This window comes from Streptomyces sp. NPDC002793, assembly GCF_040295485.1.
Taxonomy (GTDB): domain Bacteria; phylum Actinomycetota; class Actinomycetes; order Streptomycetales; family Streptomycetaceae; genus Streptomyces.
The window spans coordinates 154762-173476 of the sequence record NZ_JBEOVL010000016.1 but is presented as its reverse complement, the minus strand read 5'-3'; the positions used below and the strand labels follow the sequence as shown (position 1 = coordinate 173476).

The 18715-nt window shown below is 70.2% G+C and carries 15 protein-coding genes and 1 tRNA gene; 3 read left to right on the top strand and 13 right to left on the bottom strand.

All coding sequences use genetic code 11. From position 1 onward, the window contains the following. Nucleotides 1-91: 91 nt before the first annotated feature. The 4 genes from ABT001_RS18395 to ABT001_RS18380 all read right to left on the bottom strand — a co-directional run bounded on the left by ABT001_RS18395 (nt 92) and on the right by ABT001_RS18380 (nt 4749). Nucleotides 92-2887 carry an AAA family ATPase gene (locus ABT001_RS18395; RefSeq protein ID WP_351278348.1) on the bottom strand — a complete coding sequence of 932 codons (2796 nt, stop codon included), beginning with the start codon at nt 2885-2887 and terminating at the stop codon, nt 92-94. 36 nt (nt 2888-2923) lie between these two features. Next, on the bottom strand, nt 2924-3361 hold the full coding sequence (locus ABT001_RS18390; RefSeq protein WP_351278346.1) for a hypothetical protein: 438 nt from the start codon (nt 3359-3361) through the stop codon (nt 2924-2926). Nucleotides 3362-3526: 165 nt separating this feature from the next. Beyond that, nucleotides 3527-4627 carry a methyltransferase domain-containing protein gene (locus ABT001_RS18385; RefSeq protein WP_351278343.1) on the bottom strand — a complete coding sequence of 367 codons (1101 nt, stop codon included), beginning with the start codon at nt 4625-4627 and terminating at the stop codon, nt 3527-3529. Next, nucleotides 4624-4749, bottom strand: a complete 126-nt coding sequence (locus tag ABT001_RS18380; RefSeq protein WP_351278340.1) for a hypothetical protein — start codon at nt 4747-4749, stop codon at nt 4624-4626. Before ABT001_RS18380 ends, ABT001_RS18385 begins: the two co-directional genes overlap by 4 nt. A gap of 576 nt (nt 4750-5325) precedes the next feature. Between ABT001_RS18380 and ABT001_RS18375 the strand changes: the two genes are divergently transcribed. Both ABT001_RS18375 and ABT001_RS18370 read left to right on the top strand, forming a co-directional pair. Then, nucleotides 5326-6696, top strand: coding sequence for an NsdA family TPR-like regulatory protein (locus tag ABT001_RS18375; protein ID WP_351278336.1), 1371 nt, complete (start codon nt 5326-5328; stop codon nt 6694-6696). 36 nt (nt 6697-6732) lie between these two features. Further along, on the top strand, nt 6733-7215 hold the full coding sequence (locus ABT001_RS18370; RefSeq protein ID WP_351278334.1) for a hypothetical protein: 483 nt from the start codon (nt 6733-6735) through the stop codon (nt 7213-7215). 173 nt (nt 7216-7388) lie between these two features. Here the strand turns inward: ABT001_RS18370 and ABT001_RS18365 are convergent. The 3 genes from ABT001_RS18365 to ABT001_RS18355 all read right to left on the bottom strand — a co-directional run bounded on the left by ABT001_RS18365 (nt 7389) and on the right by ABT001_RS18355 (nt 9439). Continuing rightward, nucleotides 7389-7461, bottom strand: a tRNA-His gene (locus ABT001_RS18365). 126 nt (nt 7462-7587) lie between these two features. Further along, nucleotides 7588-8193 carry an oligoribonuclease gene (orn, locus tag ABT001_RS18360; protein WP_351278331.1) on the bottom strand — a complete coding sequence of 202 codons (606 nt, stop codon included), beginning with the start codon at nt 8191-8193 and terminating at the stop codon, nt 7588-7590. A 10-nt stretch (nt 8194-8203) separates the two neighbouring features. Continuing rightward, the gene (locus tag ABT001_RS18355; RefSeq protein WP_351278328.1) at nt 8204-9439 is read right to left on the bottom strand and encodes a helix-turn-helix domain-containing protein; all 1236 of its coding nucleotides are present in this window, start codon (nt 9437-9439) and stop codon (nt 8204-8206) included. Nucleotides 9440-10264: 825 nt separating this feature from the next. Here ABT001_RS18355 and ABT001_RS18350 point away from each other — a divergent pair. After that, complete coding sequence (locus tag ABT001_RS18350) at nt 10265-10786, top strand: universal stress protein (protein ID WP_351278326.1); 522 nt, start codon at nt 10265-10267, stop codon at nt 10784-10786. A 67-nt stretch (nt 10787-10853) separates the two neighbouring features. Here ABT001_RS18350 and glmS read toward each other — a convergent pair whose 3' ends face one another. The 6 genes from glmS to ABT001_RS18320 all read right to left on the bottom strand — a co-directional run bounded on the left by glmS (nt 10854) and on the right by ABT001_RS18320 (nt 18703). Next, nucleotides 10854-12683 (bottom strand): glutamine--fructose-6-phosphate transaminase (isomerizing), encoded by a 1830-nt coding sequence (gene glmS, locus ABT001_RS18345; RefSeq protein ID WP_351278323.1) that lies wholly within the window; start codon nt 12681-12683, stop codon nt 10854-10856. Between the two features lie 60 nt (nt 12684-12743). Beyond that, complete coding sequence (locus tag ABT001_RS18340) at nt 12744-13019, bottom strand: hypothetical protein (protein ID WP_351278320.1); 276 nt, start codon at nt 13017-13019, stop codon at nt 12744-12746. A gap of 309 nt (nt 13020-13328) precedes the next feature. Next, entirely contained in the window at nt 13329-14357 is a 1029-nt protein-coding gene (locus tag ABT001_RS18335; protein WP_351278318.1) for an ABC transporter substrate-binding protein, read from the bottom strand. 176 nt (nt 14358-14533) lie between these two features. Beyond that, a complete protein-coding gene (locus ABT001_RS18330; protein WP_351278315.1) occupies nt 14534-15700 on the bottom strand; it encodes an acyl-CoA dehydrogenase family protein in 1167 nt (388 codons plus the stop codon). 7 nt (nt 15701-15707) lie between these two features. Continuing rightward, nucleotides 15708-16658 (bottom strand): hydroxymethylglutaryl-CoA lyase, encoded by a 951-nt coding sequence (locus ABT001_RS18325; protein WP_351278312.1) that lies wholly within the window; start codon nt 16656-16658, stop codon nt 15708-15710. After that, nucleotides 16655-18703: an acetyl-CoA carboxylase biotin carboxylase subunit gene (locus ABT001_RS18320; RefSeq protein ID WP_351278310.1), complete on the bottom strand. Its 2049-nt coding sequence runs from the start codon at nt 18701-18703 to the stop codon at nt 16655-16657. The genes ABT001_RS18325 and ABT001_RS18320 overlap by 4 nt, the downstream gene beginning before the upstream one ends. Between the last annotated feature and the right edge of the window lie 12 nt (nt 18704-18715).

The following is an 18715-nucleotide window of genomic DNA, read 5'->3' as shown; positions in this document are numbered from 1 at the left end:
TCGCCCTCACAGCCCTCCAAGCCCGGGTCCTCACCCAAACCGGCGAGCCCCACAACAAGATCAAGACGACGTGTTAATGATCTGCAGCCCCTTAGTCGTAGTCGCTGCTGCTGGATCCGGAGTCGTAGCTGTCGGAGGAGGAAGAGGAGGAGCTGTCGTACGTCGAGGACGAGCTGTATCCGCTGTCGTAGCTGTCGGAGGAGGACGACGACGAGGAGGAGCTGTATCCGCTGTCGTAGGTCGAGGACGCGCTGTGGTTGTCGGAGGACGGGAGGCTGTAGTGGCCACCACCCGTGACCCGCGTACGCGATCTGCTGGTGTCGTGGAGCTCGACCGGGGGCTCCGGTTCCTCCTCTGCGGCGTCGATCGGCAGCCGCGAGCCGACGGGTGCGCCTGGGCCGGCCGAGGAACCGATGGGGAGGGCCGCCAGTGTTTCGTCGTCCGGGACCGCCGGGTCGACCAGACCGTGAAATGCCGCATTGGCATCCGGCAGGCTGTCCAGAAGGACGAGGCCGGGGTGTGTGTCCGGAAGGAGGTCCTCCAGACGGAGTGCGGCAAGCGGTGGCAGAACGACGAGGGGGCTGAGAGGCAGCAGGGGAATCCGTCGCAGGGCGTCACGGCGACCGACGCGTGGGCGAGTGAGGCGTCGGACCTCCTGGAGCTGACCCTCCAGACGCCGTGCCGCGTCCGAATCGATCGTCGCGAAGTGCCCTGCAGCGATGTCCATCCATCGCCGTACCTCCCGGGCCTCGCCGGCCGAAGCGTGGGCGAGCCCCAAGTTGTACGCGGCTTGCCCCCGGCCGAACTCGTCCGCTGCCGAGAAGTCACGATAGGCGCGCAGGTAGCACTCCTGGGCGCCGGGCAGGTCTCCGCGGTGCAGGTGGATGTTGCCGAGGTGCAGGAGGGATTCGGCCTCCCCCTGCCGGTCCCTGGCCTGGTGACTGTGGCGGGCGGCCCTCTCGTGCCGGATGAGGGCTTGCGAGAGGTCTCCGCGCCGGGCATCGGCTACACCGAGATTGTTCAGGACGGCCGCGATCGCTCTCCGTGTGACCGGCCTGAGCGAGCGCGGAAGGGATGGGTCGTACACGCCGTCCCCGAAGGCCACCTCGCTGTCCGCGGAGGTTCCGAGTCGTTGCTCGACCGTCGAGAGCACGCTCTCCAGCGCTGCGACGTGGTGGTCGGACTCCAGCGGGTCGTCGAGTTCGCTCAGCACCCGGTACATGAGTGAGACCGCCTCGACCGGGGTGCTCCTGTCGGTGGCACCCCAGGCTTCGATCGCCTCCCGGTAGCAGGCCAACGCCTCATCGAGCCGTCCCTGCTGGTGGTAGGCCCGGCCGGTCTCCCGAAGCAGGAGGCTCTCGGCCGCCCAGTCGCCTGAGCGCTGTGCCGAGAGGGCTGCCTGCCGGTGGGTGAGCACCCAGTCGTCCCAGTGGTTCCGCAGGTCGAGGAAGGGTGTCAGGGAGAGCGTCAGGTCCACGGCGTGGTCCGGCAACGACGGGTGGTCGTGGGTGTGGACGACGGCGGCGACCAGGCTCGGCCGCTCCGCGTCCAACCAGGCGAGCGCGTCGTCGGGCGTCGCGAAGCCCGTCGTCGCGCGGGCGGCGGAGTGTGGTGCGAGGGCCCTGAGCTGCGCGCTGACGCCCGCGCTCGGACGCTCGTCGAGGAGCCTGGCGACGGCGATCCTGGCCGTCACGAGGTAGTGCTCCAGGAGCCTTCTGAGCGCGGCTACCTGTTCGTCTGCGGCGACCTCCTGGCCACGTTCCCGTGCGTAGAGAAGTACCAAGGACTCGAAGCGGTACCCGTCGTAGCCGGTGCTTCGTTCGAGGAAGCGCAGGTCGTGCAGTGCGCGCAGGCACTCGTCGGCGCGGAGCGGAGAGATCCCCGCGAGTGCGCCTGCGGCATGCGCACCGATGTGGGGCCCCGGATGGAGCGGCAGGAGCCGGAGCAGTTCCCGGGCCTGCTCCTGGAGCAGTTGGTGCGACGCGCCGAGCGTCGACCGGATTCCCTGGTCTCCGGCGCCGAGTTCGGTGAGGCGCCGTGAGACGTCGGTGAGCCTGTCGCGCAGCCCGGCGACGGACATGCCCGGTCCGGCGACCAGGAGTTGGGCGGCTCGCATGAGAGCGAACGGCAGCCGGTCACAGAATTCGGCGACCTCGTGCGCCATTTCGAGATCGTCGGCGACGCGCCGGTCCCCGCCGAGTGCGTGCGTGACGACGGAGTCGAGAAGGGCGACGGCGTCGGACGGTGCGAGACGGTCGACCACGTGGAAACTGGCGTGCTCGTGGAGTAGTTCGGCGAGCTGTGATCGGCTGGTGACCAGGAGCCGCCCGGTGTCGCCGGGCGGTAGGAGCGAGGCGACCTGGTCGGCGCCCGTGGCGCCGTCCACGACGATCAGCGTGGGTTTGCCGTGCTGATCGGCGTGCTCGAGCAGGAAGCGGCCGAACAGTTCCCGCTGTTCGGCGTGTGACACCGACGGGGGCACGGGCTTGCTCAGTGCCGGGGCCAGCAGGCGCAGTGCCTGGCCCAGCACGTCGGTGACGGTGTCCGCGTCGCCGGGGCGGTTGTCCACGCCGATGAACAACTCACCGCTGAACCAGCGACGTCGGGATCGTCGTGCCTCTTGAGCCACCGCCCGGACCAGGAAGGTCTTGCCCACCCCCGCCGGCCCGTGGACCACCACGGGCCCCGGGGCGCCACGGCCGGGATCCAGCCGGGCCAGCAGTTCCCTGACCTCGTTCTCCCGGTCGATCCACCGGCCGACGGCGGGCATTCGGCCCACCACATGGGCTCTGCCGGGTGGGAGCGCGGCGTGGTAGTGGTGGTTGACGACGGCGGAGTTGTTGTCCCCTTGCTGGTGGACACTCCGGCTGTACGCGTTTCCCGTCACATGCGTGCCTTGCGGGTCATCGGCATTCATACCGCTTCACGCATCAGGGCCGTAGTGGATCTGCATGTGGTTGCCGTCGCCGATCTGCTGGGGTGACCGGTCGTACGTGTTGCCGTGGACGGTCGTTCCCGGGCGTGCCTGGGCCTCCCGCACCGACTCGACCAGCCGCGTGAGCTCCGCCTCGGCTCGCTGCCGGGCCCCGTCCTCCGCACTGCTGAGCAGCCCGAGGAAGTTGTCCCGCCAGAACTGTGCTTCGCCGTCGCTCTCCGAGCCGTCCGAGGCGATGACCCGTGCGGTCTGATCCAGCCTGCGTTCGAGCTCGCCGTCCGGCTCGGCCTCCTCGGGCCGGCCCGGCCCACGGCGGCACAACTGGACCACCCCGTCCCGGACGCTCTCCCACATCTCCGTCCCTGCCGCCTGCACCACCGCGGTGCCACCCGCTGCCGCCAGTGCGATCAGCGACTCAGCCAGCATCCTCGCATCCCTCCCCCAGGAAATGATCGGTACCGGAGTCCTCCCCACCACGCCGCATGGACAAACGGCGGCGGCCGTCGCCGAGCTGCCCCGGGCGACGGCCCTGCGCCCGGGGGTGAGCAACGGGACGTGCACCTCCGGCTGCGGACCTGACCCGTGGTGCGCCTACCGGCGCGCGGACTCGATGACGGTGTGCGGGTCGCGGAGCCAGACGTGTTGCCCGCCGGCGGTCACGGTCAGCCCGAACTGTCCGGGGTCGGGCCGGCCCATGTCCTCGTACTCCCGCCAGGCCTGCTCGACCTCTTCCCACAGGAAGCCGGGTCCGTACTGCCAGACCTCCTCGCCCGAGGCCGTGGTGACGGCGGCCCCGTTCTCGTGACTCACCCAGACCCGGGCACCCTCAGGGGTCTCCCTGCCGGTGACCCGCACGCCGGGCAGTCTGGCCCCGGCGTAGAGCGCGAAACCGAGGTCGAGGACGCGAGCGGGGTCCAGGCCGGCGGCGCGGGTCCGGCCGTTGCCCTCGATCGCGTGGGCGACCGGCCGGTGCGAGCGCATCGGCATATACATGGCGCTGCCGCAGACCGGCCCGGCCGCGGTCCCGTCGTCCTGGACGTGGAGCTGGACCAGGGCGCCTGACCAGAAGTCGCGGACGAGCGGGGCGACGATGACCCCACCAGGACGCACCTGCCGGACCAGGACGTGCGGGACGTACCGGAGAGCACACGTGGCGATCAGCCGGTCGACGAGGCCCATGCCGGGGAACGGCTGTGCGCCGTCGCCCACATGCAGATGCGGACGGTACCCGGCGCCGACGAGGGCTTCAGCCGCCTGCCGCGCCAGCACGGGGTCCAGCTCGGTGCTGTATACCTGCTCGTCGCCGAGCCGTTCGCAGAGCAGTGCGGCGACGTACCCGGTGCCGGTGCCGATCTCCAGTACCCGGTCCCCGTCCATGACACCGAGCAGCCCGAGCATCCGGGCCACCATCGAGGGCATCGAGTTCGACGAGGTCGCGATGGAGGGACCGCCCTCGGCCCCGTCGTCGAGCTGCGTGACGACCGGCTCATCCGAATTGACCAGAGCCAGCCAGTCGTCCGCTCCCACGACCGGTTCGCACCGGTCGGGGAGCTGACGCCAGACGTCCGGCGGGACGAACCGGCTGCGCGGTACGGCCTCGAACGCCCGCCGCCAGCGGGCATCGAGCAGCCCACGGTCGGCGAGGTCCTGGACCAGGGCCGGGTACGTGCCGGCCCCCTGCGCCGTACTCACGGCTGCGGGGTGTGCCGCTGCGGGCGACTGCCGTCCGGGGAGGGAGCCGGGGCCGGGTCAGGTGTCCATGGTTTGTCGGAGGGGGCGCCGCCGTGCTTGCCGTCGTCGACTCGTGCAGTCATCGTGTGTCTCCTTCGCGAGCGGTTGAGATGGTTGGGCGGGAATCGACCGTCCCGGCCGGGATTTCCTGAGCGGGAGGCTTGGCCGGAACGGGGTCAGTGGGTGTGGCAGGAGCAGGCACAGCGGTGCACTTCGACGGGTCGCTCCCAGGCCGGGGCGTCCGTTAGCCGCAACTCGGCGGGGCCAGGGCATTCATCGTGTTCGCCGATGCGGCATGCCGGGGCAAGCGCTGTCCCGGCCGGTGAGGCCTTCACTGCCACTGTGGGGCGGGCTGAGCGGGCGCGTGCTGGGGGCACCGACAGGGTGGGAGGACGGAAGACGGCTTCGACCTGGGACACGGGGACGGCCTCGGCCGCTTCCCGCAGGACTCGGATCCCGCCGTCGCGGTTCACTTCGTGCACCTTCGTCGTCATCGCCATCGCTCTCTCCGCGTCGCTTGCGGTTTCCGTCGCCACTACAGCGTCGTATCGCCGACTCGGCTTCGGAATGACCGGCGGGGGTTACCGAGGCGGCAATACACTCGTTGGCGCTCCGACAAGGCGCCTGCGCGTGCATAGGATCGCAACGGAAGTCAGCTCATGGATGCCACCACCCCAGGCCTTCTCACCTCGGACGTGCTCGAGAGAGCAGACGTCCGGGCAGCACTCGTCGAGCACGACTTCGCCGCTGCTTTCGCCCTGATCAAAAAGTGGGGCGGCCTCTCCCAGAACCGCATAGCGTCCGCCTGCCAGCTCACCCCGGGCAAGGTGTCCACGATCATCAGTGGGGCCCAGCGCGTCACCTCGTTCGACGTCGTGTGCCGGATCGCCGACGGTCTCCGCATTCCGGGGGCCCTGCTAGGGCTCGCGCCGCGCCCCTGGGAAGTCGCACGCAACACAACACAGCAGGCTCGGTCGGACGTTCGAGGTGCCTGGCCTGACCCGGACGAGATCCCGTGGCGGCCCGACACCACCGTGGACCTGGCTACCCACCTCACCAGGAGTGATCTCGTGATGGACCGACGGGCCCTCACCCGGGCTCTCGCAGGTGTCGCAGTATCCGGCCCTGCGCTTCTCGACAGCCTCGAAGGCTGGCTGATCCCTGCCGCCACCGTCTCGGAGCCACGGCGCCCGGGGCGGCTCGGGATGCGTGAAGTCGAAGAGCTGGAGACCACCGCACGGGCCTTCCGCCAGTGGGACCACCAGTACGGCGGTGGCCTGCGGAGAAAAGCGGTCCTCGGTCAGCTCTCGGAGGTCTCCGGCGCCCTTGACGATCACCAGGCCTCAGCCGTGAGGGACAGGCTGTACCGCGTCATGGCGCAGTTGGCCGGTACTGCGGCCACCATGGCCTGGGATATCGGACTGCACCAGCGGGCGCAGGACTACTACCGCCTTGCCCTCCGTGCCGCCCACGCCGGAGGAGACCTGGCCTTCGGAGCCAACGTGCTGGCAGGAATGGCCCGGCAAATGCTGTACCGCGACAGGGCCGACGACGCGCTCCAGCTGATCCACCTTGCGCAGGAGGGTGCCCGCGAAGTGATCGGGCCCCGAGCCCGCGCCATGCTCCACACTCGAGAGGCCTGGGCCTACGCGGCCCAAGGGCGCGTCGCCGGATTCCACCGGGCCACCGGGAAAGCGGCCGAAGACCTCGCCGACGCCGGCACGGACGTCGACGAGCCGTACTGGATCGCCTACTTCGACGAGGCCGAGCTCGCGGGGGTCACCGGGGGCAGGCTTCTTGACCTCGCCCGTGCCGACCCGGGTCGGCACGCAGCTCAAGCAGCCGACGAAATCCGGACCGCCCTGGAGCGCCGCGGTGCCGAGGCCGGACGTTCCCACGCCCTTGACCGCATCGGCCTGGCGGAATGCCAGTTCCTCGCCGGTGACCTGCGGGCGGCTGCCGCCGAAACAACCCTGGCAGTCGACCGTGGGACATGGTGCGTCGCGTCCCGTGCGCGAAGCGCGCGATAGTATCCGCGACCTGCTGTCGAGTTGAGGAACGGGCGCATGACGACACTTGCCGTGACCGGGCACATGGACCTGACCGACGACAGCGTGCCCTTGGTGCGGGCGGCGCTGCGCGAGTTGCTCGCCGAGTACAGCGACGACCTGACCGGGGTGTCGTGCATCGCCGCCGGGGCTGACAGCCTCTTCGCGGAAGAGGTCACCGCCATCGGAGGCCGCCTGGTAGCGGTGATCCCATCCCGGGACTACCGCGCCGCGAAGGTGGAGCCGGCCCATGCTGCCGTCTTCGACCACCTGGTGGAGGCGGCCGAGGACGTCATTACTCTGCCGCATGCGACTGCGAACCGATCGGCTTACGAGGCGGCCAACGCCGAGCTCCTGCGTCGCGCCGATCGTCTTGTCGCGGTGTGGGACGGCACACCTGCGTCGGGCAAGGGCGGCACGGCAGACACCGTGGAGCAGGCTCGGCAGGCGGGACTGGAAGTGGATGTGGTCTGGCCGTCCGGAGCCGCTCGACGCGGGTGACCCTGGACTGGACGCACGAATCGCCCCCTGCCCCGCCGCAAGGGCCGGACAGGGGGGCGATGTAATCCACAGGGCCGCCGGAGCAGGGCGGCCCTGTGCCCCCCGCGTTCCCGAAAGTTCTGGGCACGAAGAAGGCCCGACCTGTTTTCGCAGGTCGGGCCTTGATCATTCAGGGTGAGTAACGGGACTTGAACCCGCGACATCCTGGACCACAACCAGGTGCTCTGCCAGCTGAGCTATACCCACCATGTCGCCCGGTCGCTTCACTGACCGGCCGAGAAAAAGTGTACAGGGTCCGAGCGGGTGCTCGTGCACGAGTTCTTCCGGGCCCGTCCACGGGCCCCGGAGGGCCCGTGACCAGGGGCTGTGCGGTTACGCTCCGACGGCCGGCGCGTGGCGCGCCGCGATCTCCTTGGCGCGGGTCGAGTCCGGGCCGGGCTGCGGCACGAAGACCGCGTCCCGGTAGTAGCGCAGCTCCGTGATCGAGTCACGGATGTCGGCGAGAGCCCGGTGGTTGCCGTTCTTGTCCGGACTGTTGAAGTACGCCCTCGGGTACCAGCGGCGCGCCAGCTCCTTGACCGAGGACACATCGACGATCCGGTAGTGGAGGTAGCCCTCCAGCGACGGCATGTCGCGCGCCAGGAAGCCACGGTCGGTGCCGACCGAGTTTCCGCACAGCGGCGCCTTGCCCGGCTCCTTCACGTGCTCGCGGATGTACGCCAGGACCCGCTCCTCGGCGTCGGCCAGGGTCGTGCCCCCGGCCAGCTCGTCGAGGAGGCCCGAGGCGGTGTGCATCTGCCGCACCACCTCGGGCATGGTCTCCAGGGCCGCGTCCGGCGGGCGGATCACGATGTCCACCCCTTCGCCGAGCACGTTCAGTTCCGAGTCGGTGACCAGCGCGGCCACCTCGATCAGTGCGTCGTCCGTCAGCGAGAGCCCGGTCATCTCGCAGTCGATCCACACCATACGGTCGTTCATGGGCCCCACCCTACGGGGCTGTGCGCTGCCCCGGCAGGGCCGGGCGCCCCTGAACGTAAGCCTCCGAGCCCTGCCCGAGGCGTTCCACCGGACCGACGGGAGCGGCTGCCGCGGTGACCGGTGACGGGCCGGGGGAGGACGCTGCCGCGGCCCGCCGACTCGACGACGCCGTGCCCTGGGCGGGTACGGACGTTTCCAGCACCGCGCCGACGCTCTCCGGTGCCCCGCCCTGCGGACGGCGGGCCCGGTACGCGGCCCGGTACGCGGCGGGGGAGGACCCCAGCTGGCGGCGGAAGTGCCCGCGCAGTGCGACGGGCGAGCGGAAGCCGCAGCGCCCGGCCACCTCGTCCACCGAGTAGTCGGAGGTCTCCAGCAGCCGCTGCGCCTGCAGCACGCGCTGGGTGATGAGCCACTGGAGCGGCGCACTGCCCGTGAGCGAGCGGAACCTGCGGTCGAAGGTCCGCCTGCTCATGTAGGCACGCGCGGCCAGCGTCTCCACGTCGAACTGCTCGTGGAGATGCTCCAGCGCCCAGGCCACGACCTCGGCGAGCGGGTCGGAGCCGATCTCCTCAGGTAAAGACCTGTCCAGGTAGCGCTCCTGGCCGCCACTGCGTCGCGGCGGCACGACGAGTCGGCGGGCCAGCGCGCCTGCCGCCTCCGTGCCGTGGTCGGTACGGACGATGTGGAGGCACAGATCGATGCCGGCCGCCGTCCCGGCCGAGGTGAGCACGTCGCCGTCGTCGACGAACAGCTCACGCGGGTCGACGTGTACCGACGGATAGCGCTTGGCCAGCGTCGGTGCGTACATCCAGTGTGTGGTGGCCGGACGGCCGTCCAGCAGGCCGGCTGCCGCGAGGACGAAGGCCCCCGTGCAGAGTCCGACGATGCGGGCACCCTCCTCATGGGCGCGGCGCAGCGCGTCCAGGGCCTCCATGGGCGGCGGGGAGGTGATGGACCGCCAGGCGGGCACCACGACGGTGCCGGCCCTGCTGATCGCCTCCAGGCCGTACGGCGTGGAGAGTTCGAGCCCGCCCGTGGTGCGCAGGGGCCCGTCCTCACCCCCGCAGACCAGCAGGCGGTAGCGGGGAACGCCCGCGTCCTGCCGGTCGATTCCGAAGACGGAGAGTGGAATGGAGCTCTCGAATATAGGGCCGCCACTGAACAGCAGTACGGCTACGACTTCCCGGCGTCGCCGCCCGGTCAGTTTCCGTGCGGCCTCCGTTGCGGTGGCGGAGTCCTGGCTCATGACGCTAAGCCCCCCTCGGTGTTCGCGTCTTTCTGGTCCCTACGGGCCTGTCGCTCCTGCACGTTTCCCCTCGGTCTCGCACGCGTCCCCAGTCCTCGACACTCATGATCGAATCTACTGCGTCCCGTGGTGCCGGCGTGACACGTTCCCCCACCGGCGCTATGTCGACAATGCAACTTGGCGCGAAGCGTTCGACGACGAAGCGTTTCACTCGCGAGCCCCGCAGGGAAGTGCGCATCGCGATCATGGCCCGTCCTCGTAGGGTCAAAGCGTACCGCCCGGTCTATTCCTGCCTGGTGGCGCGCGGGTTGGGCGGCCGTGAAGTCAAGGGAACCAGGTCGTGCCGAAGTTGGCTGAAAACCGATGGTTGCATGCGTGTAATCCAGTCATGTGACCGGCGTACGCCCCCTGGCCTCATGAGCCTCCATGCGCCTCTGGGGCCCCTCGGGGCCCTCAGAACCTCGGGGGCGAACGATCCGCAGTTACGCGATGGCGGAATGTGACGGCCCGGGCGGGTGGAACGTTTGGCGCATTCGGCTGTCCTCTTCGGGCCAACGCGAAATCCGACCGTAGCGTCTGACCGGAACGCGTCAGAGCATCCAGGAGCTGGATGTAGGACGCAACGGGCATTGCCATACGAGGCGGTCTCCGGCATGCTCCCTCCATTGCCGCCTGCGCTGTGCGAGGGCTGGGCAGTGGAGGAGTGGCGCCGTACCCTTGGGGGTAAGGGGTTGGGAAGATGTTTCCCGGACACAGCTTCACCGCTCGCAGGTACACCTCCGAAACCGCTCCCTCCTCACGAGGACTCTCTTCGCCGAGACACCGATGGCCGGTCACGAAATCCCCGAACCCGTAGACCGCAAGCAGGTAGCCGACCCCGGGTCGGTACCGCAGCCGGTCACAGAGTCGCGCCCCTCCTGCGATCCAGCCTTCCGGCATGGCGTCGTGGTCGGCTTCGACGGCTCCACGTCCAGCGAGCGAGCCCTCGCGTATGCCATCGGCATGGCGAACCGGCTCGGTTCCGGGCTGATCATCGTCCATGTCGCCAACCGGCTGCCGACCACGGTCTGGGCCGGCTGCGAGCCACCCGTCTTCGTCGACGTGCCCGACCACCGCACCGAGGTGCTCGGCCTCGAGCTGGCCTGCGCGGACTATCTCGCCGAGGTGTCGTGGGTGCTCGTGGAGCGCGGCGGCGACATCTGTCACGAGCTGGAGGAGGTCGGCCGGGAGTATTCGGCCGACGCCATCGTCGTCGGCTCCACTCACGGCATCGTGGGCCGGATCTTCGGATCCGTGGCCGGCCGTCTCGCGCGCCGTGCCCAGCGTCCGGTCATCGTCATCCCCTGAGGCGCCGAAAAGGCCCCTGACGCCGCGTCAGAGGCCTTCTCGGGTGCCTCCGGGGAGGCCGGGGTCACTACTCGACGGTGACCGACTTCGCCAGGTTGCGCGGCTTGTCGATGTCGCGGCCCATGGCCAGCGCCGTGTGGTAGGCGAACAGCTGCAGCGGGATGCCCATCAGGATCGGGTCCAGCTCGTTCTCGTTCTTCGGGACGAGGATCGTGTGGTCGGCCTTCTCCTGCTCACGGTGGGCCACGGCCAGGATGCGTCCGCTGCGGGCCTTGATCTCCTCCAGCGCGGCCCGGTTCTTCTCCAGCAGGTCGTCGTCCGGGACGATCGCGACCGTGGGGAGCGCCGGCTCGATGAGCGCGAGCGGGCCGTGCTTGAGCTCCGAGGCGGGGTAGGCCTCGGCGTGGATGTACGAGATCTCCTTGAGCTTCAGGGAGGCCTCCAGTGCGACGGGGTAACCCCGGACACGGCCGATGAACATCATCGACTGCGCGCCCGCGTACTCCTCGGCCAGCTTCTTGATCTCGTCCTCGGACTCGAGGATCCGGCCGATCTGCTCCGGCAGCTTGCGAAGCCCCTCGATGATCCGCTTGCCGTCGGCCACCGACAGGTCGCGGATGCGGCCCAGGTGCAGGGCGAGCAGCGCGAAGGCGACGACGGTGTTGGTGAAGCACTTGGTGGAGACCACGCAGACCTCGGGGCCCGCGTGGACGTACATGCCGCCGTCCGCCTCGCGGGCGATCGCCGAGCCGACGACGTTCACGACGCCGAGGACGCGGGCGCCCTTGCGCTTGAGCTCCTGGACCGCGGCCAGCACGTCGTACGTCTCACCGGACTGCGAGACCGCGACGTACAGGGTGTCCGGGTCCACGACCGGATTGCGGTAGCGGAATTCGGAGGCGGGCTCCGCGTCCGCGGGGATGCGGGCCAGCTCCTCGATGAGGCCGGCGCCGATCATGCCCGCGTGGTACGAGGTGCCGCAGCCCAGGATCTTGATCCGGCGGACGCCGCGGGCCTCGCGGGCGTCCAGGTTCAGGCCGCCCAGGTGCACGGTGGAGAAGCGGTCGTCGATGCGGCCGCGCAGCACGCGGTCCACGGCGTCGGCCTGCTCGGAGATCTCCTTGTGCATGTACGTGTCGTGGCCGCCCATGTCGTACGACTCGGCCTCCCACTCGACGGTGGTCGGCGTGGCCGTCGTGGTCGAGCCCTCCGTGGTGTACGTACGGAAGTCGTCGGCCTTGAGGGTGGCCATCTCGCCGTCGTCCAGGGTGACGATCTGGCGGGTGTGCGTGACCAGGGCGGCCACGTCGGAGGCGACGAACATCTCCTTCTCGCCGATGCCGAGCACGACCGGGGAGCCGTTGCGGGCGACGACGATGCGGTCGTTGAAGTCGGCGTGCAGGACGGCGATGCCGTACGTGCCCTCGACGGACTTCAGCGCCTCGCGGACCTTCTCCTCCAGGGTGGCGGCCCCGGAGCGGGAGATCAGGTGGACCAGGACCTCGGTGTCGGTCTCGGAGAGGAAGACGACACCGTCGGCGACGAGCTTCGCACGGAGCTCGGAGGCGTTGTCGATGATGCCGTTGTGGACGACGGCGACCTTGTTCTCCGCGTCCAGGTGCGGGTGCGCGTTCTCGTCGCTCGGGGCGCCGTGCGTGGCCCAGCGGGTGTGGGCGATGCCGGTGGTGCCGGCGAACCGCTTCGGGACGCGGGCCTCCAGCTCGCGGACCCGGCCCTTGGCCTTGACCATCTTCAGGGCGCCGGGCTTCCCCGCCGAGGCCTTGCCCGTGATGACGATGCCCGCGGAGTCGTAACCCCGGTACTCCAGCCGCTGCAGCCCTTCCAGCAGCAGCGGAGCCACGTCACGCTTCCCGATGTAACCGACGATCCCGCACATAGGTCTCTGCCCCTCCATCGACGTACAAAAAGTCCGGTGCCCGGCTGCCGTCCGTCCCGCTCAGCCGTAGACGATGCGGCGCAGCTGGCGGAGCGAGAGCTCCGGTGGCGCCACCGCACGGTGCGGCAGCTCGGCCGCGATCCGCGCGAAGATCTCCGGGTTCACCAGGCCGCCCGCCTGCAGTTCGCGGTGGCGGCGCCGGACGAAGTCCTCGGTCGTCTCGTCGAAGTACGCCAGCACGTCGAGGATCACCCTGGCGGCCTCACCGCGCTGGAGCGCGGTGGATCGTACGAGGTGGTCGATGAGGTCGTCATGCGTCTGGCGGCGTTCGAGCACTCGTCGATATTGCGTGGATCAGTGTCGCTACGCAAGAAATCTGCCCGAAATCGGGCAGGATTCACATCGAGCGGGGGATGAATGACCGAAATAGTCCACATGTACCCTCGGGGGTCGGGGGGTATGCAGCCATCGACGGGTGCAACCGACCGACTGTGCGGTTTGGTTGAAACCGGTACGGTGCACTTCGGCCAACCGCGCCGCCGCCACGCGGAGACCCGGGCGGCTCCCACGATGTGAGGGGCCCTCCCGGGAACCGGGGCGGCGGCGGAGGTCCGGGCCGGGGGCGCGCCGGACCGGATCCTGAGGTCAGCTGACCTTCTTGGCCTTCTCGATGGCTTCGGCGAGGGCGTCGAGGATCGGTGCGCACTTGTCGTAGGAGTAGATGGGCTCCGTCGTGCGCGGGATGACCTGGCCGGCCTTGACGGCGGGCAGCCCCGCCCAGGTCGGCTTGGAGGTCAGGGCGTCGGGCTGCAGGGCCGAGGAACGGTTGTCCATCATGATGATGTCGGCGTCGTACGTGTCGACGTTCTCCCAGCTCAGCTCCTCGAAGAAGCCTGCCGCGTTGACCTTCGGCTCGACGAACCGCACGCCGAGCTCCTGGAAGTACAGGGTGTCGGCGGAGGTCTCGGCGAGGGAGACGTAGAACAGGTCCTGGCTGGCCGAACCGACCATGACCTTGATGTTCGGCCGGGACTTGGCGGCGGCGCGCAACCGGGCAGCCGCCTTCTCGAACGCCGCCTTGGCGTCGGTGACCTTCTTGGCCTTGACGTCGGCGCCGAGGGAGGCGGCGAGATCCTCGTGGCGCTGGATCGCCTTCGGGACGGTGGTCTGCGCGGCCCACAGGGTGACGCTCGGGGCGAGCTTGAGGATCTTGTCCTTGGACTGGTCCGGCACGTACCAGAGGGCGTCCTTCTCCCACATGGCGGTGACGAGGAGTTCCGGTGCGAGCCCGGCGTACTTCTCGACGTTGAACTCGCCCCAGACGTTGCCGAGCACCTCGACCTTGCTGACGTCGAGGTCGCCCGCCTGTACGTCGGGCTTGCCGTCGGAGGTCTTCGTCGGGCCGAAGACGCCCTTGACCTCGACGCCGTAGTCGTGGAGCGCTGCGGCGACGCCGATGAACGCGACGATGTTCTTCGGTACGGACTCGGCCTCGACCGTCTGTCCGCGGTCGTCCTCGAAGGACCAGGGACCGGATTCCTCCGCACCCGAACCCGAGGTGCGACTCGTCTCGTCACCGTCGCCGCAGGCCGCGAGCACGGCACCGAGACCGACGGCGCCACCGGCGGCCAGCAGGCCGCGGCGGGAGATGGGACTGGTCCGGAGGTTGGGCATGAGTGGGTCTGCTTTCGTACGCGCCCCAGGGCGCCCGCCGACGATGGGAAGGAAGGTTAGCCTAACCTTGCATGGTGGGGGCGGACAGGGCAAGGGGAAGCAGCCGTTCCGTTACCGGCGCAAGGAAAAGCCGCCTCCCCTGTGCGACCAGGGAAGGCGGCTGTCGTGCGCGTACGTCAGGCGTCCATGCCCAGCTCCCGGGCGATCAGCATCCGCTGGACCTCGCTGGTGCCCTCGCCGATCTCCAGGATCTTGGAATCGCGCCACATGCGGGCCACCGGGTACTCGTTCATGAAGCCGTAGCCGCCGTGGATCTGGGTCGCCTCACGGGCGTTGTCCACCGCCACCGTCGACGAGTACAGCTTCGCGATCGCAGCCTCCTTCTTGAACGGCTCGCCGGCCAGCAGCCGTGAGGCCGCGTCGCGCCAGCCGATACGGGCCATGTGCGCCCGCGTCTCCATGTCCGCGATCTTGAACTGGATGGCCTGGTTGGCGCCGATCGGCTTACCGAAGGCGTGCCGCTCCCTCGCGTACTTCAACGACTCGTCCACACAGCCCTGGGCCAGGCCCGTCGACAGGGCCGAGATGGCGATCCGGCCCTCGTCGAGGATCCGCAGGAACTGCGCGTAACCACGGCCCTCCTCGCCCAGCAGGTTCGCCGCCGGGACGCGGACGTCGGAGAAGGACAGCTCGCGGGTGTCCGACGCGTTCCACCCGACCTTGGAGTACGGGGCGGCCACCGTGAAGCCGGGGGTGCCGGACGGGACGATGATCGCGGAGATGCGCGGGGCGCCGTTGTCCTTCCGGCCGGTGACCGCCGTCACCGTCACCAACTCCGTGATGTTCGTACCGGAGTTGGTGATGAAGCACTTGGAGCCGTTGATCACCCACTCGCCGGCGGCCTCGTCCAGCACGGCCGTCGTCCGGGTGCCGCCGGCGTCGGAGCCGCCGTCCGGCTCCGTCAGCCCGAACGCCCCGAGCGCCTCGCCCGAGCAGAGCCTCGGCAGCCACCGCTGCTTCTGCTCCTCGGTACCGAAGCGGTAGACCGGCATGGCGCCCAGCGAGACCCCGGCCTCCAGCGTGATCGCGACGGAGGAGTCGACCCGGGCCAGCTCCTCCAGGGCGATCCCGAGGGCGAGGTAGTCGCCGCCCATGCCGCCGTACTCCTCCGGGAAGGGCAGGCCGAACAGGCCCATCCGCCCCATCTCCCGCACGATCTCGTACGGGAACTCGTGGCGTTCGTAGAAGTCGCCGATCTTCGGGGCGATCACATCGTGTGCGAACTCCTCGACGGTACGGCGCAGTTCCTCGTGGTCGGCGGTCAGCCGGTGGTCAAGGGACATGGACGCTTCACTCCTTGTGAGACAGCGCGCGGACGGTACGGGACGGGCTCGGGCGGCCCAGTTGTTCGGCCATCCACACGCTGGTGGCGGTGAGTGCGCCGAGGTCGACCCCGGTCCGGACACCGAGGCCGTCGAGCATCCACACGAGATCCTCGGTGGCGAGATTTCCGGTCGCGCTCTTCGCGTACGGGCAGCCGCCGAGGCCACCCGCCGAGGCGTCCACCGTCGTCACCCCGTGCCGGAGCGCGGTCAGGGTGTTGGACAGCGCCTGGCCGTACGTGTCGTGGAAGTGCACCCCGGTCGCGCCGGTGGACACCCCCGCCTCGTCCAACGCGGTCAGCAGCGCCGTCACATGGCCCGGCGTGGCCACGCCGATCGTGTCGCCGAGGGAGAGCTCGTCGCAGCCGAGGTCCATCAGCGCCTTCGCGACCCGGACGACCTGGGGTACGGGCACGGCGCCCTCCCACGGGTCCCCGAAGCACATCGACAGATAGCCCCGCACATGCACCCCGGCTGCCTTCGCCCGTGACACGACCGGTTCGAACATGGTGAGCGACTCGTCCACCGTGCGGTTGAGGTTGCGGGCGGCGAACGTCTCGGTCGCCGAACCGAACACGGCGATCCGGCGGGCACCGAGCGCGAGGGCCCGGTCCAGGCCGCGTTCGTTCGGCACGAGGACCGGCAGGGCCACGTCCCCGACGTCCGCGACATCCCCGATCAGCGGGAACAGCTGCTCGGCGTCCGCCAGTTGGGGCACCCACTTCGGGTGCACGAAGCTGGTCGCCTCGATCGTGGAGAGCCCGGCCCTCGCCAGCCGGCGGATGAACTCCGCCTTCACCCCGGTCGGTACGACGGTCTTCTCGTTCTGCAGCCCGTCGCGGGCGCCGACCTCATGGATACGGACCCGGGCGGGTAGCCCCCGCTCGGGCACCGTCATGGGCAGTCCGGTGTCGGTCACGATTCCTCCCTCGGGGCCACCACGGCCAGGACCTGGTCCATGGCGACCGTGGCACCGGCGGTGACGTCCAGCTCGGTGACGGTCCCGGAGTGCGGGGCGGAGATGACGTGCTCCATCTTCATCGCCTCGACGACCAGCAGGCTCTGCCCGGCCACGACCTCGTCCCCGACCGCCACCTTCACCACCGTGACGGTCCCGGGCATCGGCGCGGCGAGCGTGTCCGCGCCCGACCTGGCGGCGCCGCTGAGCGAGGCCTCCACCGGATCGTGGTCCTGGACGTGCCAGGCGTCCCCGTCCCGGCCGAGCCAGACCCCGTCCGGGGACGACGCACGGCTGAACGCGTGCGTCAGGCCGTCGAGTTCGACGACGACACGCCGCCCGGACACCTCGACGAGCCGGGACCTCTCCGCGCCCGGCAGGGACGGCACGGGACCGCACGCGTCCGCCGGGACCCCCCGGTCCCCGGCGTGGCCGAACGTCAGCTCCGCCGTGGACCCCGCGCCCGTACGCAGCCCCACGCGCACCGGGTCGTGCCCCGGGACACGGAAGTGGTGGAAGGTCTCGGCGGGAGTGCCGCCCAGCCGCCAGCCGCTGGGCACCGAGAACGGATCGACCCAGCCGCCCGAGGACGCGGGGGACGGCTGCCGCAGCAACGCCGCCGCCGCGTACACCTCCTCCGGTACCCCGTCCGGCACCAGGCCGTCCGCCTCGCGCTCCACCAGCCCGGTGTCCAGGTCGCCCGCGGCCACCGCCGGATGGGCCAGCAGCCGGCGCAGGAAGCCCGCGTTCGTCGGGACGCCCAGCACCACCGTGTCCGCCAGCGCCGCGCGGAGCCGGCGCAGTGCCGTGGCCCGGTCGGGACCGTACGCGATGACCTTCGAGAGCATCGGGTCGTACGTGCTTCCGACCGGCACGCCCTCGCTGAGCCCCGAATCGGTCCGCACCCCGCCACCCTGCGGCTCGTGCAGCGCCAGCACCGTGCCGCCGGACGGCAGGAAACCGCGCGCCGGGTCCTCCGCGCACACTCGGGCCTCGACGGCGTGCCCGGTGAGCGTGATGTCGGACTGTGCGTACGGCAGCCGCTCACCGGCGGCCACCCGCAGCTGCCACTCCACCAGATCGAGGCCGGTGACCAGCTCCGTGACCGGGTGCTCGACCTGGAGGCGGGTGTTCATCTCCATGAAGTAGTACGAGGAGGGATCGCTGCCCGGCACGATGAACTCGACCGTGCCCGCACCGGCGTACCCGCAGGACCGGGCCGCCTGCACCGCCGCCTCACCCATCGCCGCGCGGGTCCGCTCGTCGAGCAGGACCGAGGGCGCCTCCTCGATGATCTTCTGATGGCGGCGCTGGAGCGAGCACTCGCGTTCGCCGAGGTGCACGACGTTGCCGTGGCCGTCGGCCAGGACCTGGATCTCGATGTGGCGCGGACGGTCGATCCACCGCTCCACGAGCAGGGTCTCGTCGCCGAACGAGGCACGCGCCTCACGCCGGGCAGCCGCGATCTCGTCGGCCAGCAGCGCCTCCTCGCGCACCAGCCGCATGCCCTTGCCGCCGCCGCCCGCCGACGGCTTCAGCAGCACGGGCATCCCGATCTCCCGGGCCGCCGCGCCCAGTTGCGCATCGGTGAGACCGCTCCCCGAGGAACCGGGCACCACCGGCACCCCGGCGGCGGAGACGGTCTCCTTGGCGCGGATCTTGTCGCCCATCAGCGAGATCGCCGAGGCGGGCGGGCCGATGAAGACCAGCCCCGCCTCCGCGCAGGCCCGGGCGAAGCCGGCGTTCTCGGCGAGGAAGCCGTATCCGGGGTGGACCGCCTCGGCGCCCGTGCGGCGGGCGGCCTCCAGCAGCCGCTCCACCGACAGATAGCTCTCCGCGGCGGGCGCGGGCCCGATGCGTACCGCCGTGTCCGCCTCCCGGACGTGCCGGGCGTCCGCGTCGGCGTCGCTGAAGACGGCGACCGACCGCACGCCGAGCTCGCGCAGGGTCCGGATGACCCGGACCGCGATCTCGCCACGGTTGGCGACCAGAACAGTGCTGAACATGGAAGTCCTCAC

What these genes read in the sequence shown, in the direction of transcription:
- ABT001_RS18390 (WP_351278346.1), bottom strand. Translation starts at nt 3,361, where the DNA reads ATGCTGGCTGAGTCGCTGATCGCACTGGCGGCAGCGGGTGGCACCGCG.
- ABT001_RS18380 (WP_351278340.1), bottom strand. Translation starts at nt 4,749, where the DNA reads ATGACTGCACGAGTCGACGACGGCAAGCACGGCGGCGCCCCCTCCGAC.
- ABT001_RS18375 (WP_351278336.1), top strand. Translation starts at nt 5,326, where the DNA reads ATGGATGCCACCACCCCAGGCCTTCTCACCTCGGACGTGCTCGAGAGA.
- ABT001_RS18370 (WP_351278334.1), top strand. Translation starts at nt 6,733, where the DNA reads ATGACGACACTTGCCGTGACCGGGCACATGGACCTGACCGACGACAGC.
- orn (WP_351278331.1), bottom strand. Translation starts at nt 8,193, where the DNA reads ATGAACGACCGTATGGTGTGGATCGACTGCGAGATGACCGGGCTCTCG.
- ABT001_RS18355 (WP_351278328.1), bottom strand. Translation starts at nt 9,439, where the DNA reads ATGAGCCAGGACTCCGCCACCGCAACGGAGGCCGCACGGAAACTGACC.
- ABT001_RS18350 (WP_351278326.1), top strand. Translation starts at nt 10,265, where the DNA reads ATGGCCGGTCACGAAATCCCCGAACCCGTAGACCGCAAGCAGGTAGCC.
- glmS (WP_351278323.1), bottom strand. Translation starts at nt 12,683, where the DNA reads ATGTGCGGGATCGTCGGTTACATCGGGAAGCGTGACGTGGCTCCGCTG.
- ABT001_RS18335 (WP_351278318.1), bottom strand. Translation starts at nt 14,357, where the DNA reads ATGCCCAACCTCCGGACCAGTCCCATCTCCCGCCGCGGCCTGCTGGCC.
- ABT001_RS18330 (WP_351278315.1), bottom strand. Translation starts at nt 15,700, where the DNA reads ATGTCCCTTGACCACCGGCTGACCGCCGACCACGAGGAACTGCGCCGT.
- ABT001_RS18320 (WP_351278310.1), bottom strand. Translation starts at nt 18,703, where the DNA reads ATGTTCAGCACTGTTCTGGTCGCCAACCGTGGCGAGATCGCGGTCCGG.